The sequence below is a fragment of the Luteococcus sediminum genome (assembly GCF_054783495.1).
Genome location: NZ_BAAGQL010000020.1, coordinates 1 through 24,831, shown reverse-complemented (window position 1 = coordinate 24,831; position 24,831 = coordinate 1). Strand labels below are relative to the sequence as shown.

Sequence of the window (24,831 nt, the reverse complement as noted above, 5' to 3'; positions counted from 1 at the left end):
GTGCCTCTGGGCAGTTCTCCTACGTGGCGATCCTTGCGTCGAGGTAGGGCCAGGACTGGTCAGGGTGCTTCTCGAACTGGGCCAGGTAGATGTCCATGTGCTTCGTCGTCGCGGCTTCGTGGACGGTGCAGCCTGCGGTCGTGCAGACAAGGGCCGCCAGGACCACGAGGGACGGCCTTCGGAGTCCGGCCATGCCCATGGTCACCAGTTTCCTCTGCAGCTCGACGGATTTCCTGCCCATTCTGGCGGGGTCCGGCTGGCCGTCCAATGTCCTGGTGCACACCTGGCCCCAGACCAGCCCACCGGTGTGAAGGATCGACCGGGGATCGCGGCTAGGCTGGTCCGATGGCCGATTCTGCTCCTGCTGCCCGTCGCTCGTCGCTGCCGGGCGGTCTGCGCGTCGTGACCGAGCAGGTACCTGGATCACGCGCCTTCGACGTCGGTTTTCTCGTGGCCGCCGGTTCCCGCGACGAGCAGCCCGGTGAGCACGGCGCCAGCCACTTCCTGGAGCACGTGCTCTTCAAGGGCACCCCGACCCGCACCGCGGAGCAGATCTCGGCGCAGGTGGAGAACTTCGGCGGCGACCTCAACGCCTACACCACCCGCGAGTACACCTGCTTCCACGCCAGGGTGCTGAGCGAGCAGGCCGGGGCGACGGTCGACGTCTTCTGCGACATGCTCGCAAACTCCCTGCTGCGGCCCGTCGACGTCGGTGCCGAGCGCGGAGTGATCCTCGACGAGATCGCCATGCACGCCGACGACCCCTCCGAGGTGGCGGTCGAGGCCGCCATCGACGCCCTGTTCGCCGGCACCCGGCTGGCGCCGCTGGTGATCGGCTCGTCCACCTCCATCCGCCGGATGAGCACCCAACGAGTGCGTGACTACTGGCGTCGCAGCTATACCAGCGACCGGATCGTCGTGGCCGCTGTCGGTGCCGTGGACCACGAGGAGCTGTGCCGGCGCCTGTCCGGCTTCGACAGCTCCCTCGCGTTCGCGCAGTCGAGCCTCGAGCGCGAGCCTGCCCGACCTACGGTGCTCTCCCCGGTGAGGGTGCGCTCCAATGACCTTGCCCAGACCTCGGTGGTGCTGGGATTCGGCACCTTCGGTGCCCTGGACCCCCGGCGTGAGGCACTGGCGCTGCTGGCCGTCGCCTTGGGTGGCGGCATGAGCTCGAGGCTCTTCCTCGAGGTGCGGGAGCGCCGCGCACTGGCCTACACCATCGACTGCAGTGAGGCGGCCTGGACCGATGCGGGCCTGATGACCATCGACTGGCAGGCGCTTCCCGAGCGCACCGCCGAGATCATGCAGGTGGTGCGAGACATCGTGGCCGAGGTGCGTGAGCACGGCATCACCGCCGAGGAGCTCGCGGCGGCCAAGGGGCAACTGGTGGGCCAGAGCATCCTGCACTACGAGAACCCGTCGGCCCGGATGAGCCGCCTGGGCAGCGCCGAGTTGACGGGGGAGCGGCGCACCATCGCCGAGCTGCTCGACGCCTACGCCGCGGTGACACTCGACGAGGTCAACGCCCTGGCCCGCGAGGTCCTGGCGCCCGCCCCGGTGGTCAGCATGGCGGGGGCGGCCGCTCCCCGCGGCGCTGCTCACCGGCTGCGTACGCGGTGGCGCCTCCAGGCCCGGTGAGTACCGGTTACCCTGTGCCTGGGGGCCTGTGATACCGACCTACATGGGGAGACAAGATGACCAAGTCCGCGCCGGGGCCGACTAGTTCAGTCACTCTCCTCTTTGTACACGGGATTGGCAACCAGCGGCCAGGTGCTTCGCTCAAACGCTGGGGGGACGTCGTTTCGCGAGCGATGGAACAGGTGGCGGACGGACGTGACCTCGCCTTCGCGGAAGTGCCGTCCGAGAAGGCCGAGAGAAGTTTCATTGTCTCTCGCAAGAGGAGTAAGAAGAATTCGCGCGCAGTGATATTTCGTGAAGCACACTGGGCAAATCAATTTCAGCGACCAGCTCCGCTGGTAACGTGCGCCTGGCTCCTGAGAGTATTTCCCGTAGTGCTGCTCCTCCTTGCATTCGACCATCGTGACAGGAATGGAATTTCCGCTCTGGTTGAGCCAATGCCGAGGGGTTCAATTCTGTGGAGAATTCTCCCGAAATCACCAGATGCCCTTCTGGCCGAGCCGGAGGTGGCCCTTGCTATGCGGCTCTTCGGACGGGTCGTCACTGCCATATTTCTGGCATCAGGTGTATTGGCTGTCGGTAGAAGTCAACCTATGGCCGCGTGGCTTTTATGCGGCCTCCTTGGCATGTTGCTTCTGACGCGCAGATTCAACTGGGCTGGCCATGTGATGGTGGCTGCACGGCGCCTTCCGCAATATCAGAGCATTTTAGATAGAGTCCGGAATGAGGTGGAGGAGGCATTGGCGGAATCCCGCCAAGTTATATTGGTCGGACACAGTCAAGGTGGGATGGTTTGCTTTGACGTGCTGAATGACATGCCTATCAAACAAGTTGACAGGATTCACTTCGTGTCCATGGGCTCTGGTGTTGCGCCGATTTCGCTGTTGCGCGAAGTGTCAGCTGACACGCGGCGTCTGGCTCTCGCTTGGCTTGGCTTTTTGGTAGCGCTTGTACCGGGAATTTTGCTGAGCCTCGCAGTGGATCTCCGCGTTACGGATGGGGCTCAACGGCAGATGGTTCAGCTACTTCAACTAATTAGTTCGACATTGTATTCCCCCTATGAGGTCCCACCTCAGATTGACGTTGAGATTGTGACTCTTCTCCGAGAGTCACTGCCATGGTCAGGTATGCTGTTGCGGCATGGATGGTGGTTCGTTCTCCTGACTGTTGTTGTTTCCATTTGCCTTGCACTTGGGCTTCGAGCTTTCTTGGGGAGGGCTAGTATCTCGCTCTCGGTGCCGTGGATCGACGCAGTTCGTTGGACGGACCTCACATCACCCCATGACGTGGTGGGTAGGGTTCTCTGGCCTAGTCTCCCCGTCAAAGTCAATACTGCCAATATCTCGGTTGGTGGTAATCCAATCTTGGATCACATGTCCTATTTTCGATCAAGTAGTGTGGCTCCCCACTTGGTATCTGAATTGATTCTCGATAGTGTGCGAAAGCCAGGTAAGGTGACCGCTCGGGACGATCTAGTTAATGGATTGTGGTGGGGGGCAACCAGAAGACGTACGTTCAGGTATTCCTTGCTGATCAGCTTGGCGGCGCCGGCAATTTGGACTGGTCTCTTTGTGTATCAGCTGACGCTGACTCAAATTTTGGAATCTATTGCTCCTGTGATGGCTATCTATATGGTAGTTTCTTCCGCTGTTCTCGTCGCCGTTGAAAGGCGTCAACAGGCTAGCCTGCTTTCGCTGTCGCCATGGCCAGATGCAGTATTGGAGCGTATAGCATTGATGAGAGGGCGAGCGCCGGGGGTTGCAGGGAGGAGATTCTCTTGGCTTGTGCTGTCTCATGCTGCACTGCTTGGCCTGTGCTCGATAATCCTTCGATTGCATGGGGATCTTGCTTTCGCGGCGCTGGCGCGCGTAGAGGCAGTCGTGATCATGGTGGTCGGAACGCTGTTGTTTTCTGGCTATAGAATCACTTCGTTGTTTTCTGCGGTGCTTCTAGGTTGGATGGTCTTGGTTTGCAGTTCGGTGTCAGTAACTCAGGGACCACCGACTGCGGTTGTTTGGTTATCTGTGTTCCCTGTCGCGCTTGCGGGGTTCTTGGTCTTTCGTGGGCTTCGCAGATTTTCTCATTGGTTTCGGATTGGTGTCTAGGATGTTCATGGATAGGCCGCGGTCAAGTAAATGGCTTGAGGTGATCGGGATTCTCTTAATGTTCATCTATATTTCCGTCACGCTAATCGTCAATCGTATTGACGGCGTCGCGTTGGCTGGTTGGTGGCACGCGGCTATTCTCTTGCTCTCAATGTTGTGTGTCGGTCTTGGGCAGTTCATGCGGCGAAGCGATGACTGGGTCAGTGCTGTGGCGGCGCGATTTGTTTGTTACTCCTTGGCTGGTGTCGGGTTTCCAATCGTGCTAGCCGGCCTGGAGCATCAGCGTATCGGTCTGATTGTGTGTGGAACTCTGCTGGTAATCGCGATGGTTGTATCCATGTGGGCTAGTAGGAGAATGCGCGTACTCCTTGTGCTCAGGCAGAATCCAGCGTCGAGTCTTACCAAGGGTAAATTCCTTCGAGGGACAAAGGCGCTTCGTGGTTGGGTGATTGCTTGGCTTGCGCTGGTGATCGTCGCGTCGGCAGTGCTCTTGGCCGAGCTTTTGTTCGGTCGGAGTATCTCGCTAGATGCTGTCTATCAATTGATGGAATCGCAGTCCATAGTCGCTGGGCTGTCGTCCCTTGTCTTGCTGGGTAGTGTGGTGAAATTGTGGTCGGACTCCAAACCCGATTTTTGGGATGCTGTCGAGTCCGTGCCGAGTGAACTCTTGACCCAGGTGGAGGAAGTTGTCGGCTGGAGAGAGGAATGGCTTATGGTTGCGACCATGGCGCTCTGGCTGCTGGTGTTGCTGGTGTGGGCCGTGGCACGGTGATTGGTTTTCGCATGCTGGGGATGTCATCCGCCGGTTGGCGCGCCTAAAGACATCGTTCACCTGGGTTGGGCATACTCCCCCGGGTGAGTGCTGCAGAACCTCCCCAACCCACCGTCGCCGACCCGTTCCTGGCGGGCCGACGCGCGCCGTCGCCCCGCACCCTGGTGGAGGTCTTCGACGACGTTTGTGAGCGCTTCGGGGACCAGCCGGCGCTGGATGCCGGGGGACAGGTCCTCACCTACGACGAGTTCGCCGATGCCGCCGGGGAGGTGGCCGCCGAACTGGCCACGCTGGGCGTCGGCCGCGGTGACACGGTGGGGGTGCGGGTGCCGTCGGGCACCGCGGACCTCTACGTCGCCATCATGGGCATCCTGCTCGCCGGGTCGGCCTACGTCCCGGTCGATGCCGACGATCCCGACGAGCGGGCCCGCACCGTCTTCTCCGAGGCCGACGTCGCGGCCATCGTCACCGCAGACCTCGTGGTGACCAGCCGCCTGTCACCGCCCCGGACGGCCGCCGAGCTCACCGAACCGGAGCTCACGGACGACTGCTGGGTGATCTTCACCTCCGGCTCCACCGGCAAGCCCAAGGGGGTGGCGGTGAGCCACCGCAGCGCCGCCGCCTTCGTCGACGCCGAGTCCCGCATATTCCTGCCCCGCCAGCCGATCGGGCCCGGCGACCGGGTGATGGCCGGTCTCAGCGTCGCCTTCGACGCCTCCTGCGAGGAGATGTGGCTTGCCTGGGCGCACGGAGCCTGCCTGGTGCCGGCACCGCGCAGCCTGGTCAAGTCCGGCGTCGACCTGGGGCCGTGGCTGGTGGCCAACCGGATCACCGTCGTGTCCACCGTCCCCACCCTGGTCAGCCTGTGGCCCACCGAGGCGATGGACCGGGTGCGGCTGCTGATCGTCGGTGGCGAGGCCTGCCCGCCCGAGCTCGGTGCCCGCTTCGCCACCGACACCCGGGAGGTGTGGAACACCTATGGCCCCACCGAGGCCACCGTCGTGGCCTGCGCCGCGGAACTCGACGGCAGCCCGCTGGTGCGCATCGGCCTGCCCCTGGACGGCTGGGACCTGGCCGTGGTGGACGCCGAGGGCAACCCGGTGGCCGAGGGCGAGGAGGGGGAGCTGATCATCGGCGGTGTCGGTCTGGCCCGCTACCTGGACCCCGCCAAGGACGCCGAGAAGTACGCCCCGATGCCCACCCTGGGCTGGGAGCGCGCCTATCGCTCCGGCGACGTGGTGGTCAACGACCCGGCCGGGTTGGTCTTTCGCGGCCGTGCCGACGACCAGGTGAAGGTCGGTGGGCGACGCATCGAGCTGGGCGAGATCGACTCCGCGCTGCTGCAGCTGCCCGGGGTCGTCGGTGCCGCGGCGGCGGTGCGCAAGAGCGCTTCGGGCAATGCGCTGATCGTCGGCTATGTCACCGTCGACGAGCACTTCGACCGGTCCAGCTCGATGGCGCGGCTGCGCGCCGACATGCCCGCGGCCATGGTGCCGAGGCTGGCGGTGGTCGACGACCTGCCCACCCGCACCAGCGGCAAGATCGACCGCGACGCGCTGCCCTGGCCGCTGCCCGAGGACACCACGGTCAATGCCGAGCTGGGGGAGCGCGCCAACTGGGTGGCCGGCATCTGGCAGGAGGTGCTGGGCAGCCGCCCCACCTCGGCCGAGGAGGACTTCTTCGACCTCGGAGGCGGCTCGCTGACGGCCGCGCAGATCATCGCCCGGGTCCGCACCCAGTTCCCGACGGCAACCGTCGCCGACGTCTACGAGCACCAGACGCTGGGCGCCTTCGCCACCCGCCTGGCGCAGCTCGAGGCCCCTGCGGGGCGGCGCAACGAGAAGGTGCACCCGGTGCCGCTCAAGACGCAGCTGGGCCAGGTGGCCGCGCTGTTGGGGATCCGCACCCTGCAGGGTTTCCGTTGGGTCTTCTGGCTCGCGCTGGGTGCGCGCGTGCTCGACCTTGCCGGGTGGGGGCTTCCCGCCAGCTTGGCCCCGCTGGCGCCGTGGTGGCTGCTGGCGTTGCTGTGGGCGGTGCTGGTCTTCGCCCCGGGCCGGCTGCTGGTGGCCGCCGGTGCGGCACGGCTGGTGCTCGCGGGCATCACGCCGGGGCAGTACCCGCGCGGCGGCAAGGTGCACCTGCGGCTGTGGCTGGCCGAGCGCCTGGTCGACACCTTCGGTGCCGGCACCATCGGCGGGGCAGGTCTGGTGCGCTGGTATGCCCGGTTGCTCGGATGCCGCGTCGAACCGCACGTGGACCTGCACGCCCTGCCGCCCGTCACCGGTTTCCTCACCCTGGGGGAGGCCTGCTCCATCGAGCCCGAGGTGGACCTCAGTGGGCACTGGATCGACGGGGCGACCGTGCACCTGGGACGCATCGAGGTGGGTGCCGGCGCCCGTGTCGGCGCCCGCTCCACCATCTTCGGCGGCGTCCGCCTGGGGCCCGAGGCGGAGGTGGCGCCCGGATCGACGGTGCTGCACGACGTCCCGGCCGGTGAGCGCTGGTCGGGTTCGCCTGCGGTCCCGATCGGACGGGCCCGCGGCCCGTGGGAGGAGCAGCCCCCGTCGCGTCCCTGGTGGACCTGGATCTACGGCACTGCCGGTGCGGCGATCTCCTCGCTGCCGGTGTTGGCCATGGCGGCCGGTGCGGCCGTGCTGTGGCGTCCCGTCGCCGCCACCACCGGGATTCGCGACGCGCTGACGACCGCGGCGCTGTGGCTGCCGCTGGCCGGTCTGGCCGGCTACGCGACGCTGGTGCTGCTGGTGCTCGTCGTGGTCCGGCTGCTGGGGATCGGCCTGGAGGGAGGCCACCACCCGGTGCAGGGTCGCCAGGCCTTCCAGGCGTGGGCGACGCTGCGCGTGATGGACGAGGCCCGCACCTGGCTCTTCCCCCTCTACGCCGGCGCGGCCACCACCTGGTGGCTGCGGGCGCTGGGCGCCAAGGTGGGCAAGGATGCCGAGGCCTCCACGGTGCTGATGATCCCCGCACTCACCACGGTGGGTGCCGGCTCCTTCCTGGCCGATGACACCCTGATCGGGGGCTACGAGCTGGGCGGAGGCTGGCTGCGCATCGAGCGGGTCAAGATCGGCAAGGGCGCCTTCGTCGGCAACTCCGGCATGACGGCGCCGGGCCGCAAGGTGCCCAAGGGCTCACTGGTGGCGGTGCTCTCGGCCGCGCCGCGACGCAAGAAGGCCAAGGCGGGCGCCTCCTGGGTGGGCTCGCCGCCCGAGAAGTTGCGCCGCACCGCGCAAGTCTCGGACAGCTCCCGCACCAGCGCCCCCAGCCGCCGGTTGCGGTGGCGGCGCGGCCTGGTCGAGAGTTGCCGGGTGCTGGCGCTGCTCGCCCACCTGGCCATCGGGCTGCTGTGCGTCGGGCTGCTGGCGCTGCTGGTGGAGCGCTTCGGCTGGTGGGTGGCTGCCGCCGGATCGGGCCTGGTGCTGGTGTTGTGCGGCTGGGTCGCGGTGCTGCTGGCGGCCGCGGCCAAGTGGCTGCTGGTGGGCCGGTGGAAGGTCGACGAGCACCCGCTGTGGTCGGCCGCGGTCTGGCGCGGCGAGCTGGCCGATGCCTTCGTCGAGTCCGTCGCCATGCCGTGGTTCCTGCGCCACGTGCCCGGAACCTCGATGCTCAACGGCTACTTCCGCCTGATGGGGGCCCGGATCGGACGCGGTGTGTGGTGCGAGACCTACTGGCTACCGGAGCACGACCTGGTGGCACTGGGCGATGGCGCCACCGTCAACCGTGGCTGCGTGGTGCAGACCCATCTCTTCCACGACCGCATCCTGGCCACCGACCGGGTCACCCTGGACGCCGGCGCGACGCTCGGCCCCAACTCGGTGGTGCTGCCCGCGGCCCACATCGGCGCGCACGCCACGGTCGGGCCGGGCTCGCTGGTGATGCGCGGCGAGTCGCTGCCCGAGCGCACCCGGTGGGGTGGCAACCCGATCGGCCCGTGGGTGGAGGACGAGCCCGAGGCACCTAGGCCCTAGGCTGGACCGGCCCCGCACATCCCACTGCAGCACCAACCCCGAAGGAGCATCACCGTGCCCGCCCCCGATCCCTACCTTCCCGGCCATGGCGACGACGGGTACCGGGTGCTGCACACTGACCTGCGCCTGGACTACAAGGTGACCACCAACCGCCTCGACGAGCTGGCCCGGCTCACCGTCGTGGTGGACCAGCCCCTGACCAGGCTGGAGCTCGACCTGGTGGGGCTTAAGGCTTCGCGGGTGACCGTCGACGGGGCCAGGACCCGCCACCGCCAGACCCGCAACAAGCTCGTCGTCGAGACCGGGGCCCGCAAGCCAGGTGACCGGATGGAGCTGGTGATCGCCTGCGCCGGAAAGCCGACCACCGTCCCGGGAGTTCATGGCGCCGCCGGCTGGGAGGAGCTCACCGATGGCGTGATCGTCGCCTCGCAGCCCCAGGGCGCTCCCGGCTGGTTCCCGTGCAATGACGACGCCGCCCGCAAGGGCACCTACCGGATCGAGGTGCGCGCCGCCAGCGGTTACCGCGTGGTGTGCAATGGCACGCTGGCCGAGCACCAGGCCAGTGGCGGCACCACGCGCTGGGTCTACGAGATGGACCAGCCGATGTCGCCCTACTTGGCCACCGTGCAGATCGGCCGCTACACCGTCGACGAGCAACCGGCCGGTGTTCCGGTCGAGGTGGTGCATCCAGGCCGGATCGCCGTCGGCGCGGGAACCGCCTTCGAGCACCAAGGTCGCATGGTCGACCACCTGGCCGAGCTCTTCGGCCCCTATCCCTTCGACCAGTACCGCGCCGTCGTGGTCGATGACGTGCTGGAGATCCCGCTGGAGGCGCAGGGGCTGAGCACCTTCGGGCGCAACTTCGCCACCCCTACCTGGGAGAACGAGCGCCTGGTCGTGCACGAGCTGGCCCACCAGTGGTTCGGCAACTCGGTCACCGCGGCGCAGCTGGCCGACATCTGGCTGCATGAGGGCTTCGCCTGCTACAGCGAGTGGCTGTGGGCCGAGCAGCGCGCCGCCAGCGGCATCACCGTCGGCACCCAGCAGCAGGCCGCGCTGCACCATGCCGGACTCAAGGGGCAGCAGCAGTCCACGCTGCTGCGCAACCCAGGCATGCGCGACATGTTCGACGACTGGGTCTACAAGCGCGGCGCGCTGACCCTGCACGCCGTGCGCTGCCAGGTGGGCGATGAACTCTTCTTCGAGATCCTGAAGTCGTGGACCGCCGAGCACGCCGGCGGGGTGGTGACGACCGATGACTTCATCGTCCACTGCACCGCTCGGGCGCCTGAGCACGCGGCGAAGCTGGAGAAGCTCTTCGACGCGTGGCTGGGTCAGACGGCGCTGCCGCCGCTGCCGGTTCTGCGCTGAGGCTGGGTCCTGGCCCACTGAACCCGTCTGCGAGCACCGGCCGGCGGGGGCCGGCCATCGCGAGGGCGGCGCGCCACGGGACGAGGTCAGCCGTGCAGTCGAGGTCGAGGTCGAGGACCTGGACCGCTTCCCCACACGCTCGGCGATTCCCTGCAGGGACGGCGAATCCCGTCCCCAAGGCCTTCAGCCGCGCTTCGGTGCGAACCCAAACGCGGGTGCGGTCAGCTCCGTCGTCCAGTTCCCACAGCGATTCCAGACCGTCGGCTGCGCCGGGCCGCTCCAGGTCGACGCCCACCGGCGCCTCGACGCAGACCGCCACCAGGCAGTGCCCGTCGGCCCGCGACAGGTTCACATGCGGCGCCCTGGACTGGCCGAGGAGCCCCGGAGGCCCCACAAGAACTGGGCGGCCATGGGCGCTGCTGCCACACCGGCCGCAGGCATGGGCCAGGCGCCAGCCGTCGCGGCCGGTCACCCGCGCCGCCAGGGCGAGCAGCAGTGCGTGGGCGTCGCCGGTGCCGAAGCCAAGGTGCACCACCGTCTCGGCCGCGATTGTCTCGGGCACGGTTGCCTCGGACACTGCTCAGGCCCGCTGCCAGAAGACCGCCGCGGTGCGTCCCGGCACCTCCAGCACCCCGTCGATGAAACGCGCCGAGGCCGTCACCGGGTCGCGGCCGTCGGCCTGGGCCGGGCACAGGCGCAGGTCGAGCCCGGCCAAGGAGGGCACTGGCTGACGCACCGTGCCGGGGCAGGCATTGAGCACCACCACGGCGCCGTCGAGCACACCAGGGACCAGGCGTTCGCGGTTGTCGGCGTGCATCACCACCGCGCCGGGGGTCGCCAGCTCGGTGCCGGCCACCGGGAAGTGCACCATCTGGTGCACCAGCTCGGCGCGTCCCAGCCGCAGCAGCGGTGTCGAGGAGCGCACGTGCAACAGGTCGTGGGCGCGATGGTTCGCCTCGCGCACCTGCTCCGGCGTGGGCTTCAGCGTGGGATCGGCCAGCAGCGGACGCAGCCAGGGCCAGCGGGTCATGTTGTCGGGGGCCGGCGGCAGGCCGCGACCGAAGCCGTTGTGCGCGCCAGTCCAGTCGAGCCGGTTGAACCAGTCCCCGGAGTTGTAGGAGTTGCGGTCGAAGGACTTGCTGCGCAGCAGGTCGGCGCCGGCATGCCACAGGAAGGGCGACTGGCCCAACACCACCGTGGCCAGGGCCAGGGTGTTCATCCGGATCCGCTGGTCCATGGGGAGCTTGGCCGGCAGCTTCAGCGTGAGGGCATCCCACAGCGTCTCGTTGTCGTGGGCATCGACATAGTTCACGACGTCGAAGGGCTCGGCGGCATAGCCGGCCGGGCGGCCGCCGTAGTCGATCTGGTCGCCGCGGCGTCGCCAACCGTCGTGGCAGCGCAGCGAGTAGTCGCGCAGGTTCCCCGCCATGCCGAGCATCAGCAGGTCGGTGGAGCGGCCCAGTTCGTCGGCGGCGGTGACGTCCCACCGGCTTCCGTTGGGGTCGCCGGCCAGGCCCGTCGCGAAGCCCTGCCGGCGCGGGTCCTCGTCGAAGGGACGCCCGCCGCGCACCGCATCGCGGATCCGGTCGTTGAAGGTGGCGATCCGGGTGCCGTCCAGCTGGCCCTGCGTCGCCTGGGTGAACAGGGCATTGTCGGCCACCTCCCCGAAGTTCCAGCCCTCGCCGTAGAGGTGCACTTCGCGGCCGTTGATGCCGTCGCGTTCGACCGTCAACTGGTCCAGGGCGTGGCGCACCCGCGCCATGTTGCGGGCACTCGAATGGCCCATCAGGTCGAAGCGGAAGCCGTCGACGTGGTAGTCGCGGGCCCAGCGCACCACCATCTCCACCATCAGCTTCTCGGTCATCAACCGCTCGGTGGCCACATTGTTCGCGGTCGTCGAGCCCTCGGGAAGGCCCATCGCGTCCAGCCGGTGGTGGTAGCCGGGGGTGATCCGGTCGAGCACGCTGCGCTGGTCCTGGCCGCTGGCGGCGGTGTGGGTGAAGACCTGGTCCATCACCACCCGCAATCCCATCTGGTGCAGCGCGTGCACCATGGCGCGGAACTCGCCGACGCGCCGGGCCCCGTCTGCCGACTCGACGGTGGAGGCATAGGAGCCCTCCGGTACGCCCCAGTGCCACGGGTCATAGCCCCAGTTGAAGGCATCGGCGTCCCCCAGCGCGGCGAGCATCTGCTGCTGGCGGTGGTCGTCGGGACGAAGACGGGCCAGCTCCGCATCATTGGGCTGGGGCATCGGGGTGGCCTCGGGGATGCTGGCCACGTCGAAGCAGGGCAGCAGGTGCACCGTGTTGATGCCGGCCCGGGCGAGGGCCTCCAGGTGGCGGGTGCCGTGGCCGTCGTGGGCGAAGGCCAGGTAGCTCCCGCGAAGGGCCGCGGGCACCAGCCCGTCGGCCGTCGAGAAGTCGCGCACGTGCAGCTCGTAGACCGCCACGTCCACCTCGGAGCGCAGCCGCGGGCCGAAGGAACGCTCCCACCCGCCGGGCAGCGCCGCCGGATCGGACAGGTCCACCAGCACCGAGCGCTGGGAGTCCACGGTCAGTCCCGTCGACCAGGGGTCGGTCACCAGGTTGGTCTGTATGCGTCCCGTGGCCGGGCTGTGGACGCGCACCTCGTAGAGGTAGCGAGCGCCCAGGCAGTCACGTCCCAGACTCGCCGTCCAGGTGCCGTCGGTGGTGCGGGTCATCGCGCGCCGGCGGGCCGCTGCCAGCGGCGGGGCACTGCCCGCGTCGGCCGGCCACAGCAGCAGGTGCACCTGCTGGGCGGTGGGGGCCCACAGGCCCAGGTGGATCCGCTCGCCGTGCACGTGCGGGCCCAGTTCCCGTTGCCGGGCACTGGGGGCGTGCACGTCGTCGAGCACCGGCCCCAGCTGGAGGCCGGTGAGCACGTCCAGCCGACCGTCTAGCACCCTGCCGAGCAGGAGCTGGCCGGTGAGCATCTCGGGCACCAGGGGCTCCGCGGCGCGCGGCAGCCGCAGTGCCAGGTGGACGGCCTGCGCGCGGTGCCGGGCACGCAGCTGGTCCGGCAGGCCGGCCGGCTGTGCCTCCAGCTCGACCAGGCGGACGTCGTCAGCCTCCAGCCCGGTGACCGTCTGCCCCGACCAGTCCACCGAGGCCAGTGGCGACCACAGCAGCACCCAGCGCTGGCGGCGGCGTGGGTGTCGCAGGCCAGCATCCAGGTGGCGCGGCACGGCGATGGTTGCGCGGTCAAGCCAGACGGCCTGGCATCCGCGGTGTGCCAGGCCTTCGCGGGGGATCAGGGTGATCGACGGATTCTGCACGATGACAAGCCTAGATGCCTCGATCAACCGGAGGTGAACTGTGCGTGGCGCCTGCCGGTGGGTGGCACGGCGCGCGCCGAGATGGCTCCGCAGTCGGGGATCTGTTGCCACAATAGGGCTGAGAAACCAACAGCCCGGGGGGATCCCGGGGTGACGAGTCCGGGCAGTGCCCGGATGGAACAGGAGCAGGCGTGACTCGAGTGGCGGTCTTCGGTGCGAATGGACGAATGGGGGGCGAGGTCTGCCGTGCGGTGCAGCGCGCCGAGGGCCTCGAGCTGGTGGCCGCGGTCGACGCCGGTGATCCCCACGATGAGGCCGAGCGGGCCGACGTTGTGGTGGACTTCACCCATCCCGATGCCGTGATGGACAACCTGCGCTGGTGCATCGACCACAACAAGCACGCGGTGGTGGGCACCACGGGCTTCACCCCCGAGCGCCTGGAGACGTTGCGCGGCTGGCTGGCCGAGAAGCCGCAGGTGGGCGTGCTGATCGCCTCCAACTTCTCCATCGGTGCGGTGTTGATGATGCACTTCGCCAAGCAGGCGGCCGCCTACTACCCGAGCGTGGAGATCATCGAGCTGCACCACCCGAACAAGGCCGATGCGCCCTCCGGTACGGCCGGGACCACGGCCCAGATGATCGCCGAGGCGCGGCGCGAGGCGGGCCTGGAGGCGGTGCCGGATGCCACCCAGATCGACCCCGACGGTGCCCGCGGCGCCCAGGTCGACGGCATCCACATCCACGCCCTGCGCATCCAGGGCCTGATTGCCCACCAGGAGGTGCTCTTCGGCCAGGACGGCGAGACGCTGACGATCCGCCACGACTCGATGAACCGCGCCAGCTACATGCCCGGCGTCATCACCGCGGTGAGGGCCGTCGGGGATCGCCCCGGCCTCAGCCAGGGGATCGAGGGGCTCCTCGGCCTGGAATGAGCGAGGGGCTCCTCGGCCTGGAATGAGCGAGGGGCTCCTCGGCCTGGAATGAGCGAGGGGCTCCTCGGCCTGGAATGAGCGAGGGGCTCCTCGGCCTGGAATGAGCGAGGGGCTCCTCGGCCCGGAATGAGCGGGGGCTCCCCGTCGACGCGAAGGTGCCCGCACCCTGTGGCAGGGGGCGGGCACCTTCGCGTGGTCTCCTGGTCAGTCCTTGCGGATGTCGGTGTGCAGGCGTACCTGCTTGACGCGCACGATGCCGTCCTCGGTGCCCACCTCGCGGTGTGCCCCGTCGGCCGCCCAGCCACCCTCCACCAGCCAGGCGCGCAGGGCATCGTCATCGGAGCGCACCCACCAGGTGGCCCGTTCGTAGCCGTCGGCCTGCATGGTCTCGACCACGGCGTGCATCAGCCGATCCTCGTGGCCCTGACCGGTCAGCAACGGGTCGACGGTGAACTCGGCCACCAGCGAGTCGGTGACATCCGCGTCGGGGTCGTCGCTGGGGCCGATGGCCGCGAAGCCGCAGACCCGGGTGCGCTGGCGGGTGCTGCCCGGCTCGTCACCGGGTTCGGCTGCGCCGAAGGGCTGGATCGCCACCAGTACTCGGAAGTGCGCCAGCGGCGGACGGGTGATCGCCTGGTGCCAGACCTCGGCCATCTGCTCGGCGTCGACCTCGTCGAGCATCCGGCGGTTGAGCTGGTCGCCCACCCAGGCGCGGCGTTGGATCTCGACGATCTGCAGGGCCTCGGCCGGCATGGCCAGGCGCACGCTGGGCGCCACCGGAGTGGACGGCGCTCCCGGGGCAGGGGGGACGGGTGGCTTCGGCGCATCGGACATGCCGCCATCCTAGGTGTCCGGGCCGAATAGGTGTCCGGGCCGACGGGCTCTCGCCGGCGATGTCCGGGGTAGGCCCCGGTGTCACCCGTGCCAGTGGGCGGGAATCACCCCGGATTAAACTGTTTTCAACAGCGGCGCCCTGTGCCAGACTCGTTCCACGAGCCCGAGGCGTCCAACCCCCCGAGTGGATGACTCGGGCTCGCCATGTTCTGCTGGGGCAGGGAACCCGGGCTGACAGTGGCCGGTCTCCGGGGCCGCGGCGCCGGACACTAGGCTGGCCCGGTGAGCGAGCTGCAGAGCACCCCCGAGAACCGTCAACCTCTGAGGATCATCCCCCTGGGTGGGCTGGGTGACGTGGGCCGCAACATGACCTGCTTCGAACTGGACGGCAAGATCCTGCTGGTCGACTGCGGCGTGCTCTTCCCCGAACAGGACCATCCCGGTGTGGACCTGATCCTGCCCGGCCTGGGCTACCTCGAGGGCCGCCATGACGACATCGTCGGGCTGGTGCTCACCCATGGTCACGAGGACCACGTCGGGGCCGTGCCCTATCTGCTGCGCGAACGCAGCGACATTCCCGTGTGGGGTTCCAGGCTCACCCTCGCTCTGGTGGAGGCCAAGCTGCGCGAGCACCGCATCCGCAAGACCGCCCTCGAGGTGGTGGCCGAAGGTGACCGGTCCCGCGTCGACGGCTTCGACCTGGAGTTCCTGGCCGTCAACCACTCCATCCCCGACGCGCTGGCGGTCTGCATCCGCACCGCGGCAGGAACGGTGCTGCACACGGGTGACTTCAAGATGGACCAGCTGCCGCTGGATGGGCGCCTCACCGACCTGCGGGGCTTTGCCAGGATCGGCACCGAGGGCGTCGACCTGTTCATGGCCGACTCCACCAATGCCGAGGTCCCCGGCTTCACCACGCCCGAGCGCGACATCACCCCCGGCATCGAGCGGGTCTTCCAGCAGTCCACCGGCAAGCTCGTGGTGGCCTGTTTCGCCTCCCACGTCCACCGCGTGCAGCAGGTGCTCGACATGGCGGTGCGCCATGGACGCAAGGTGGTCTACGTGGGCCGCTCGATGGTGCGCAACATGGCGGTGGCCCGCGACCTGGGCTACCTGCACGTGCCTGGTGAGACCCTGGTGGAACTTCGCGACCTGGACAAGTACCGCGACGACGAGGTGGTCATCATCTCCACCGGTTCGCAGGGGGAGCCGCTCAGCGCCCTGGGCCGGATCGCACGGCAGGAGCACCCGACCATCCAGGTGGGCCCCGGTGACACCGTGTTGTTGGCCTCCAGCCTGATCCCCGGCAACGAGAACGCGGTCGGGCGCGTGATCAACGGCCTGTCGCGGCTGGGCGCCACCGTCGTCCACAAGGGCAATGCGCTGGTGCACGTCTCCGGCCATGCCAGCGCCGGGGAGCTGCTCTACTGCTACAACGTCGTCAAGCCGCGCAATGCCATGCCGATCCACGGCGAGGCCCGTCACCTCATCGCCAATGCCAAGCTGGCCCGGGCCACCGGCATGGCCGAGGAGAACGTGGTGGTGGTCGAGGACGGCGCCGTGGTGGAGCTGCTCGACGGCCGGGTGCGGGTGGCCGGCAAGGTGGACGCCTCCTACATCTTCGTCGACGGCCGCAATGTCGGCGGTGTGGGGGACAAGGAGCTGGAGGACCGTCGCATCCTGTCCGAGGAGGGCTTCCTCTCGGTGGTGGCCGCCGTCGACCTGGAGCGTCGTGCGGTGGTCGGTGGGCCCGACGTGCATGCCCGTGGCTTCGGTGACCCGAGCGAGGACTTCTCCCAGATCCGCACCGAGATCGCCGAGGCGCTGTCCACGGCCCTGGCCGAGGGGGTCGAGGACCCGCACCGCCTGCAGCAGGTGGTGCGCCGGGCCATCGGTCGCTGGGTCGCGCGGGCCCACCGGCGTCGTCCGATGATCCATCCGGTGGTCGTCTGCGTCTGAGTGGTGGCACTGATCACCGGCCTGTCGAGGGCTTTTGGTTCTCAGGCCCGACGGGCGCTATCATTCTCGGGTTGCCCTTTTCGGGGCTCACCATCTTCCCGCACAGGTCTGAGCAGGTCCGGTGCGAACATGTCCGTCTATCGAGGAGTACTCCAGTGGCTGCCGTTTGTGATGTCTGCGCCAAGGGCCCCGGCTTCGGCCACAACGTGCCGTGGTCTAAGAAGAAGACCAACCGTCGTTGGAACCCGAACATCCAGCGCGTCCGCGCCCTGGTCAACGGCACCCCGAAGCGCGTCAACGTGTGCACCTCCTGCCTGAAGGCTGGCAAGGTCTCCCGCTGACCCACCCCGCCCTGCGTGCAGGGCGCCGTGCAGGCCATCGGACGAGTCACGACTCGCCCGATGGCCTTTTCGTGCGCCTGGGGAACTGTCGGTGCCCCCGAGTAGGCTCGCCGACGTGACGAGCACATGGCAGCCGCAGTGGCGCACCGAGACCTTCGCCCAGCTGAACCGGCCCCTCTCCCAGCTGGTCGGCGCCCCCACGGCGAAGATCCTGTCCAGCAGGCTGCGCCTAGAGACGGTCGGGGACCTGCTGCGCCACCTGCCCCGTCGCTACCTGTCCGGCACCGAGGACTCACCGCTGGCCGACCTTCCCGTGGGTGAGGAGGTGGCGGTGCTGGCCAGCGTGGCCAGCGCGGCCGTGCGCGGACAGGAGCCCCGGCGTCGCCTGGAGGTGCGGTTGACCGACGGCGCCGGCTTCCTGACGTGCACCTTCTTCGGCAAGGGGCACCTGGTCAAGTACTGGGCCGGTCAGCTCACCCCCGGTACCCGCGGCATCTTCGTCGGCAAGGTCGGCTCCTTCATGGACCAGCCCCAGCTGACCCACCCCAACTACGTGCTCTTCGACACCAGCGGTGCCGTGATCGGCAGCAAGGACAAGGCGACCATGGTGCGCCAGGTGGTGCGCGGCGGCTTGGTGGGCATCTATCCGGCCAGCGCGAAGATGCCCACCTGGGAGATCGGCGAGACCGTGGAGCTGGTGCACGAGCAGGTTGGCCCGCTGGCCGATCCGCTGCCCCAGGCCGTTATCGAGCACGAGGGCCTGATGGGTCTCGACGAGGCCTTCCGCGAGGCGCACCGGCCGACCAGCAGGGACCACGCCCAGGCGGCGGCTGACCGGCTGCTCTTCGACGAGGCGCTGCAGATGCAGCTGACCATGGCCTACCGCCGCCACGACAATGCCCACTTCCGCGCGGCACCGCTGCCGGGCCGCGAGGACGGACTGCTGGCCGCCTTCGACCAGCGGCTGCCCTTCACCCTCACCGACGGCCAGCAGCGTGTGGGCGAGGAGATCTTCACCGCCCTGGCTGCGGAGTCGCCGATGCAGCGCCTGCTGCAGGGCGAGGTGGGCTCGGGCAAGACGATGGTGGCCCTGCGGGCCATGTTGCGGGCGGTCGACTCCGGCAAGCAGGCCGTCCTGTTGGCACCCACCGAGGTGCTCGCCAGCCAGCACTTCGAGTCGATCCGCACCCAGCTGGGCGATCTCGCGGCCGGCCAGACGCTCGGGGCGCCCGAGGGGGCCACCGAGGTGGTGCTGCTCACCGGTTCGATGAGTGCCGTGAGCCGACGCAATGCGATGCTGCGGATCGCCAGTGGCCAGGCCGGGCTGGTGGTGGGCACCCACGCCCTGCTGGCCGACCGGGTGAGCTTCGCCGACCTCGGTCTGGTGGTGGTCGACGAACAGCACCGTTTCGGCGTTGAGCAGCGCTCGCTGCTCAACGAGAAGGCCGAGCTGCGCCCGCACGTGCTGGTGATGACGGCCACCCCGATCCCGCGGTCGGTTGCCATGACCGTCTTCGGCGACCTGGAGGTCTCCACCCTCGACGAGCTGCCGCGCGGCCGGCAGGAGGTGCAGACCAACCTGGTCAATGCCACGCTGCACCCCACCTGGGTGGATCGTGCCTGGCAACGGATCCGCGAGGAGGTCGAGCAAGGCCGCCAGGCCTTCGTCGTGTGCCCGCGCATCGACGCCAAGGACACCGACGAGGTGGTCAGCGAGGAGGAGAAGCCGCCGCCCAGCGCCACCGTCGTCGAGACCGTCGAGATGCTGCGCGGCGGACCACTGCAGGGGCTGCGGGTCGAGGCCCTGCACGGGCGCATGCCCAGCGATGCCAAGGACGACGTGATGGCCCGCTTCGCCAGCGGCGAGGTGGACGTGCTGGTGGCCACCACCGTCATCGAGGTAGGGGTCGACGTTCCCAATGCCACCATGATGGTGGTGCTCGACGCCGACCGCTTCGGCATCAGCCAGCTGCACCAGCTGCGGGGCCGCATCGGACGTGGCCAGCACGCGGGGCTGTGCCTGCTCGTCACCCAGGCCCCGGTCGACTCGAAGGCCACCGAGCGGCTGCTGGCGGTCGAGTCCACCCGGGACGGTTTCCGGCTGGCCGAGCTCGATCTGGTGCAGCGCCGTGAGGGCAATGTGCTGGGGGCCAACCAGTCGGGTGGCCGCAGCAACCTGCGACTGCTGCGCGTGATCGAGCACGCCGACCTGATCGAGCACTGCCGACAGGTGGCCGAGGCGCTGGTGGCCTCCGATCCCGACCGCGTGAACCCCTACCTGTCCGACATGGTGACCCAGACCGAGATGCTCTCGGCAGGGGACTGGCTCGAGAAGAGCTGAGGCCACCCGCGGTCGCCTAGGATGAACTTCATGGGAGGTCCAGCCGAGCAGATCGCGCGCCTGCGCGCTGACGCGGACAGCGGTGTCCTGGGGGCCCTGTGCGCCCGTCTCCACATCGATCTCCTGGTGGTCTTCGGGAGCGTGCTTGAGCGCCCCGACACGGCGGGTGATGTTGACCTGGCCTACAGCTTCCTGCGGGATGATCCGGGCGACCATCTCGACGTCGTGATGGCCCTCATGGAGCGCTACGGGGAAGGGCTCGACATCATGTGTCTTGACCGTGCGGGCGTCGTGGCGCGGTGGGCAGCCCTGGGACCGGGGGAGGTGCTCGTCGAACGCACGCCGCAGAAGTACGCGGTGAGCCAGATGACGGCCTTCGGCCAGTACCGCGACACCCACCGGTTGCGCGAGCTCCAGCTGAGGACATTGATCGGATGACGCCCAGGGACCTGTCGACCGCAACCGTCATCGAGCGGCTGATGCTCATGCGGCGCATGCTCGACGTGCTCGACCAAGTCGGGGAACTCGCTGTCTGCGACGTGGAGGTCGACCTCGTCCGCACGGCCGCCGCCGAACGGGCCGTGGCCCAGCTGGTCGACCTTGCCAGCGACATCAATGCCCATGTGGTGGCGACGATGGCTGGCATGCTGCCGTCTGATGCAAGGTCCAGCTTCACGCAGGCAGCGGCCATCGGTGTGATCACGCCCGAACTGGCCGAGGCGATCAGCCCCAGCGTCGGCCTGCGCAACATCCTCGTCCATGAATACGGCACCCTCGACCGGGAGCGGTTCGTGGCGGCGCTTCCGATGGCTCGGGAGCAGTTCACCAGCTACATCGAGCAGGTCGGAAGCTGGATCGCTGGCCGTTCGTAGCGCATGGCGAACGGGCGCCCACCCGGAGGTGGACGCCCGTCGCGGAGTCTGGCCAGGTCTTGCGGTCCTGTCAGGCCTTGGGCTCGGGGCCGAAGGTGAAGCCGCGGCCGCTGATCTCGCTGGGCACCACCCGCACGTAGTGGCTCTTGACGGTGGGAACCCAGGGCTTGAGCGGCATCTTGTCGGCCAGCGCCAGCTCGTGGGCGGAGGTGATCTCGCTGGCATCACCCTTCAGCACGATGCTCCAGCCGCCCTCGTCGTTCCAGCCGTCGACCTCGAAGGCCACGTGGGCATTCTCCGAGAGCTCCTGCAGCTTCGAACCCGATGCGGTGCGGAAGACGATCGACTGACCGTCGACGCAGTAGTTGATGGGGAAGATCTCGGGCTGTCCGTCCTTGGCGGTTGCCAGACGACCCACCTCCTGGCTGGCCAGGTAGCCCCAGCAGGTGTCTTCTTCGATGATGGTGATCGGGTTGTTCTCTGCCATGGGGTCAATTGTGGCCTACCGCGCGGGGTTCCCGCGACGCAGGGGCCACTTCTGCCGTGCTGCCCGGACTTCTCTGCGTCGACTGTCACGCCGACGGGTCGAGCTGCATAGGACAGGGTGAACCCACGAAAGGCACACGATGCGCAGCAGACAGGACTTCGAGGACTACGCCCGGGACATCACCCCCGGCCTGCTGCGACGCGCCCGGCTGCTGTGTCGCGACGAGCACCGGGCCGAGGACCTGGTGCAGGAAACCCTGGCCCGCCTCTACCGCGGCCGACGGCGCATCGACGAGGGCCGCAACCCGACGGGCTATGCCCACACGGTGCTGTTCAACGTCTTCCTGGAGCAGGCACGACGCCGCTCAAGCAGTGAGCTGGCGCTGGCCGATCCAGTACCCCCGCCGTCGCCCGACCCCACCGACGAGGTGGACCGGCGCCTGCTGCTCGAGGCGGCACTGCAACGCCTCGGCGAGACCGAACGGATCGCCGTGGTCGCCCGCTACCTCGACGACCGCCCGGTCAAGGAGGTCGCACAGCTGACGGGCCGCAGCGAGGCATGGGTTCGCACCACCCGTCACCGGGCGCTGGAACGGATGCGCCCCTACGCCACCGCCACCGAGGAGGCACTGCGATGAAGGACCTGGAGACGGAGCTGCGACGCCTTGCGTCCCGGCCGGAGGCCGAGGAGGCCGATCCCGACACCGTGGAAGGACTGGTGCAGGGCGGCATCGAGCGCGGCCGGCGGCGCTCGCGCCGCGCGGGGGCTGCCGCCCTCGCGATCTCGACGGCACTGCTGGGCACCGCACTGGTGGTGCAGCAGTCCGGCATCCTCGACCCACCCACCACACTGGCCGACCATGCTGCGGTTCCACCCCAGCTCGAGAAGGCAGGTAGCCAGACATTGTCGGCGCTGGCGTCGGTCATGCCTGAGCAGATGCGGGTTGAAGCCCACCCTGGCGGGTTCTCGAGCTCGGCAGAGGTGGTCCAGCGATTCACTGTCACCGGTGACCACGGCACTGCCAGTGGTGAGCTGTCAGTCACCCATGCCCCGGGATCTCCGGTGGACGAGCCGAAGGGCGTCGAGCACCGCTGGGGACAGCAGGGGGAGATCCTGGCCCAGCACGTGGCTGACGACGGGCGGGGCGGTGAGCGTCTGGTTGCTGCCGTGGAACTCAAGTACGACTACGTCATGACGATGACCTTGTGGAATCGCAAGGCCGGGGCTGCGAGCCCTGTCACGGCGGACCAGCTGCCCCTGACATCATCCCAGGCATTGGTGGTGCTCGATCGGCCCGATCTCGACAAGGGTGTGGAGCCGGTCCTGGAGGCGATGGCCAGTGTGCGTCACCAGCAGGAACTGTGGGACGAAGAACACGGCGGGCCTGCCCGGACACCTTTGGACGAGGAAGTCTTCACCGATGCGGTGCGGAAGGCATTGGCTCCGGAGGAGGTGAACCACTTCCAATTCAATGGGGACAATGCGGCCGACTTCTGGCTTCCGGACATCCGAACGGAAGCAATGCTTCAGGTCCAGGCGCAGCTGGTCGGTCCCACGCAGTGCTCCGACATGTCCTGGGGGACCGTGTCTTGCCGGAGGATCGCCAGCAGGGATGGCGTGGGAACCGCCGTCGAGCAGGAAGGGCGATGGCCCGGGCTGGGCGGAGGACGGGCTGCCACGTTCGTCCACGCCTCTCCGCGGCGCACCACTGCATGGGGTGACATCGGGATCGTCACGAGGCTGAGCCACACTCCCGAACCGCAGGCCGCGAGCCTCTCCGGCAGGAGTCTCGAAGCGGACCTGGACGTCGTCAGATCTCCGGCCCTGGACCCGCTGGTGGACAGTGCCGCCCGTCAGATGGAGTGATTCCCGAAGCCAGACGGACGCCCGGCTAGTCTTGGACCCCATGAGCAGGATCATCGCCGGCAGCGCCCGCGGCGCCAGGCTGCAGACACCGCCGGGGGAGCGCACCCGCCCCACCACCGACCGGGTGCGCGAGGCACTGTTCAGCAGCCTCGCCACCTGGAATGGCAGTGCCGCCGAGGGGGCCGAGGCCCACCTGGAGGGCATCGCCTTCTGCGACCTGTTCGCCGGCTCCGGCGCCGTCGGGCTGGAGGCCGCCAGCAGGGGAGCGCGGTGCGTGGTCTGCGTCGAGAAGGACCAGCCGACCAGCCGCATCATCAAGGCCAATGCCAGCAAGGCGAAGCTCGGCGTCGAGGTGGAGTGCGCCAGCGTCGACGCCTTCCTGCAGCGCGGCACCGACCTGTTCGACGTCATCTGGCTCGACCCGCCCTATCCCTTCACCAATGACCAGGTGGCCCAGACCCTCGCCCTGGCCATGCCGCGGCTGGTGCACAACGGGCTGGTGGTGCTGGAACGCTCCCGGCGCAGCGGCGTCCCCGCCCTGCCCGAGGGCACCGAGCACTGGCAACGCGACTACGGCGAGACGGTGCTGCACCACGTCCAGTGGTCCGACGATCCCCCATCCGCGCAGCAGGAGGAGAAGACCGATGACTGAGGCCAGCACCCGAGCGATCGTGCCAGGATCCTTCGACCCGATCACCAAGGGCCACCTCGACGTCGTCGAGCGGGCCCACCGCGTCTTCGGCCAGGTGCTGGTGGCGGTGGGTCGCAACTCCACGAAGGCACCGCCCATGTTCGACGAGGCCGAGCGCATCGAGCTGGTGCGTGACGCCGTCGCCCACCTGGACGGTGTCGAGGTGGGGCTGATCGACGGCCTGCTGGTCGACTATGCCAAGGCCCAGGGCTGCGACGTGATCGTCAAGGGCCTGCGCTTTGCCTCCGACTTCGACTACGAGCTGCAGATGGCCCACATCAACACCCACGTCTCGGGCCTGGAGACCGTCTTCCTGCCCGCCGGCGGCCCCTATGCCACGATCTCGTCCACCATGATGCGCGAGATCGCCCGCTTCGGCGGCGACGTCAGCGAGTTCGTCACCCCGACCGTGGCCGAGGCCATCCGCCGCAAGGTCTCCCGCGGCTGACCCGGCCCGGTCGCCGGCGCCCTTCACCGACTCCCGTCCACAAACCACATCGAGGGCCTGTGATGGTGCAGCATCTGCACCAAGGGCTGCTGTGGATGTGGTTTCTGGACGAGGGCAGGAGATCAATCGCCGTGCGGCCGGCTCAGCAGTCCACCCAGCGGCTCCCGACGCGCACCAACTCGGCCCCGCCATGGCTGAGGCTCGCCAGCAAGGCCTCGACCTGGTCGAGATCCTCGTCGCGGATGCCCAGGGTCATCGTGACGTCCCTGCCATAGCTGGTCCCAAGCACGCTGGTGCCGCCCGCACACAGGGCCGACTCGGCCCGCGCCGCCAGCGCATGGTCCAGCCGAACCTCGTGCTCACCCACCAGCTCGTGCTCCCGGACGGTCGCGGCCTCCAGCCCGGCCCGCACCGCATCGGAGTAGGCGCGCACCAGGCCGCCGGCTCCCAGCAGCGTTCCGCCGAACCAGCGGGTCACGACGGCCACCACCTCGGTGAGGCCGGAGCCCCGCAGCACCTCCAGCATCGGGGCGCCGGCTGTGCCGGAGGGCTCGCCGTCGTCGGAGCTGCGCGCCATGGAGCCGTCGGCCTGCCAGATGAAGGCGGAGCAGTGGTGCCGGGCATCCCAGTGCTCATTGCGGGCCTGCTCGATGACCTCCCGGGCGGCGGCCTCGTCGCTGATCGGGGCGAGCTGGCAGCGGAAGACGGACCGTTTCACCTCGATCTCGGCGCCCACCGGGGCGAGGATGGTGCGGTAGCGGTTCACCACTCCAGCCAACCACATGCCCGTGGTGCGGCATGGGGAGCTGGTCCTGTTGACTCATGTCAAGATGCCCGCGTGGGTCGGGTCGTTGACTCACCTCAAGATGCCCGCTTGTTGAGCTTGGTTCGTG

Annotated in this window: 19 protein-coding genes; 14 read left to right on the top strand and 5 right to left on the bottom strand. The window is 68.5% G+C overall.

Translation table 11 applies throughout. The features are described 5' to 3' along the window. Positions 1-19: 19 nt before the first annotated feature. Positions 20-205 carry a hypothetical protein gene (locus tag ACYVKA_RS11355; protein WP_460705510.1) on the bottom strand — a complete coding sequence of 62 codons (186 nt, stop codon included), beginning with the start codon at positions 203-205 and terminating at the stop codon, positions 20-22. Between the two features lie 140 nt (positions 206-345). On the opposite strand from ACYVKA_RS11355, the gene ACYVKA_RS11350 reads away from it, so the two are divergent. The 4 genes from ACYVKA_RS11350 to ACYVKA_RS11335 all read left to right on the top strand — a co-directional run bounded on the left by ACYVKA_RS11350 (position 346) and on the right by ACYVKA_RS11335 (position 9,872). After that, the gene (locus tag ACYVKA_RS11350) at positions 346-1,638 is read left to right on the top strand and encodes a M16 family metallopeptidase (protein ID WP_460705508.1); all 1,293 of its coding nucleotides are present in this window, start codon (positions 346-348) and stop codon (positions 1,636-1,638) included. Positions 1,639-3,783: 2,145 nt separating this feature from the next. Further along, positions 3,784-4,515, top strand: coding sequence for a hypothetical protein (locus ACYVKA_RS11345; RefSeq protein ID WP_460705506.1), 732 nt, complete (start codon positions 3,784-3,786; stop codon positions 4,513-4,515). 83 nt (positions 4,516-4,598) lie between these two features. After that, a complete protein-coding gene (locus ACYVKA_RS11340; RefSeq protein WP_460705504.1) occupies positions 4,599-8,501 on the top strand; it encodes a Pls/PosA family non-ribosomal peptide synthetase in 3,903 nt (1,300 codons plus the stop codon). Positions 8,502-8,555: 54 nt separating this feature from the next. Continuing rightward, positions 8,556-9,872 (top strand): M1 family metallopeptidase, encoded by a 1,317-nt coding sequence (locus tag ACYVKA_RS11335; protein WP_394277702.1) that lies wholly within the window; start codon positions 8,556-8,558, stop codon positions 9,870-9,872. 580 nt (positions 9,873-10,452) lie between these two features. Here ACYVKA_RS11335 and pulA read toward each other — a convergent pair. Then, positions 10,453-13,167 carry a pullulanase-type alpha-1,6-glucosidase gene (gene pulA / locus ACYVKA_RS11330; RefSeq protein WP_460705502.1) on the bottom strand — a complete coding sequence of 905 codons (2,715 nt, stop codon included), beginning with the start codon at positions 13,165-13,167 and terminating at the stop codon, positions 10,453-10,455. Between the two features lie 191 nt (positions 13,168-13,358). On the opposite strand from pulA, the gene dapB reads away from it, so the two are divergent. Beyond that, entirely contained in the window at positions 13,359-14,099 is a 741-nt protein-coding gene (gene dapB / locus ACYVKA_RS11325) for a 4-hydroxy-tetrahydrodipicolinate reductase (protein ID WP_394277700.1), read from the top strand. A gap of 204 nt (positions 14,100-14,303) precedes the next feature. Here dapB and ACYVKA_RS11320 read toward each other — a convergent pair whose 3' ends face one another. After that, on the bottom strand, positions 14,304-14,933 hold the full coding sequence (locus ACYVKA_RS11320; protein WP_460705500.1) for a GNAT family N-acetyltransferase: 630 nt from the start codon (positions 14,931-14,933) through the stop codon (positions 14,304-14,306). 282 nt (positions 14,934-15,215) lie between these two features. Between ACYVKA_RS11320 and ACYVKA_RS11315 the strand changes: the two genes are divergently transcribed. The 5 genes from ACYVKA_RS11315 to hepT all read left to right on the top strand — a co-directional run bounded on the left by ACYVKA_RS11315 (position 15,216) and on the right by hepT (position 20,446). Then, positions 15,216-16,892 (top strand): ribonuclease J, encoded by a 1,677-nt coding sequence (locus ACYVKA_RS11315; protein ID WP_460705498.1) that lies wholly within the window; start codon positions 15,216-15,218, stop codon positions 16,890-16,892. A 155-nt stretch (positions 16,893-17,047) separates the two neighbouring features. After that, positions 17,048-17,233: a 50S ribosomal protein L28 gene (gene rpmB, locus ACYVKA_RS11310; protein ID WP_394276477.1), complete on the top strand. Its 186-nt coding sequence runs from the start codon at positions 17,048-17,050 to the stop codon at positions 17,231-17,233. Positions 17,234-17,348: 115 nt separating this feature from the next. Continuing rightward, positions 17,349-19,574 (top strand): ATP-dependent DNA helicase RecG, encoded by a 2,226-nt coding sequence (locus ACYVKA_RS11305; protein ID WP_460705496.1) that lies wholly within the window; start codon positions 17,349-17,351, stop codon positions 19,572-19,574. Positions 19,575-19,604: 30 nt separating this feature from the next. Then, on the top strand, positions 19,605-20,012 hold the full coding sequence (locus ACYVKA_RS11300) for a hypothetical protein (RefSeq protein ID WP_394276475.1): 408 nt from the start codon (positions 19,605-19,607) through the stop codon (positions 20,010-20,012). Then, entirely contained in the window at positions 20,009-20,446 is a 438-nt protein-coding gene (hepT, locus tag ACYVKA_RS11295; protein WP_394276474.1) for a type VII toxin-antitoxin system HepT family RNase toxin, read from the top strand. Before ACYVKA_RS11300 ends, hepT begins: the two co-directional genes overlap by 4 nt. A 70-nt stretch (positions 20,447-20,516) precedes the next feature. Here hepT and ACYVKA_RS11290 read toward each other — a convergent pair whose 3' ends face one another. Continuing rightward, positions 20,517-20,933: a pyridoxamine 5'-phosphate oxidase family protein gene (locus ACYVKA_RS11290; protein ID WP_394276473.1), complete on the bottom strand. Its 417-nt coding sequence runs from the start codon at positions 20,931-20,933 to the stop codon at positions 20,517-20,519. Positions 20,934-21,072: 139 nt separating this feature from the next. Here ACYVKA_RS11290 and ACYVKA_RS11285 point away from each other — a divergent pair, with 139 nt between their 5' ends. From ACYVKA_RS11285 to coaD, 4 genes are read left to right on the top strand one after another with little or no spacing between them, the layout of a single operon-like run. Then, positions 21,073-21,570 carry an RNA polymerase sigma factor gene (locus tag ACYVKA_RS11285; RefSeq protein ID WP_460705494.1) on the top strand — a complete coding sequence of 166 codons (498 nt, stop codon included), beginning with the start codon at positions 21,073-21,075 and terminating at the stop codon, positions 21,568-21,570. Continuing rightward, the gene (locus ACYVKA_RS11280) at positions 21,567-22,799 is read left to right on the top strand and encodes a hypothetical protein (RefSeq protein WP_394276471.1); all 1,233 of its coding nucleotides are present in this window, start codon (positions 21,567-21,569) and stop codon (positions 22,797-22,799) included. Before ACYVKA_RS11285 ends, ACYVKA_RS11280 begins: the two co-directional genes overlap by 4 nt. A gap of 40 nt (positions 22,800-22,839) precedes the next feature. After that, a complete protein-coding gene (gene rsmD, locus ACYVKA_RS11275; RefSeq protein ID WP_460705492.1) occupies positions 22,840-23,451 on the top strand; it encodes a 16S rRNA (guanine(966)-N(2))-methyltransferase RsmD in 612 nt (203 codons plus the stop codon). After that, positions 23,444-23,938, top strand: a complete 495-nt coding sequence (coaD, locus tag ACYVKA_RS11270) for a pantetheine-phosphate adenylyltransferase (RefSeq protein ID WP_394276469.1) — start codon at positions 23,444-23,446, stop codon at positions 23,936-23,938. Before rsmD ends, coaD begins: the two co-directional genes overlap by 8 nt. Before the next feature lie 142 nt (positions 23,939-24,080). Here coaD and ACYVKA_RS11265 read toward each other — a convergent pair whose 3' ends face one another. Beyond that, positions 24,081-24,704 (bottom strand): IMPACT family protein, encoded by a 624-nt coding sequence (locus ACYVKA_RS11265; protein WP_460705490.1) that lies wholly within the window; start codon positions 24,702-24,704, stop codon positions 24,081-24,083. Positions 24,705-24,831: the final 127 nt, after the last annotated feature.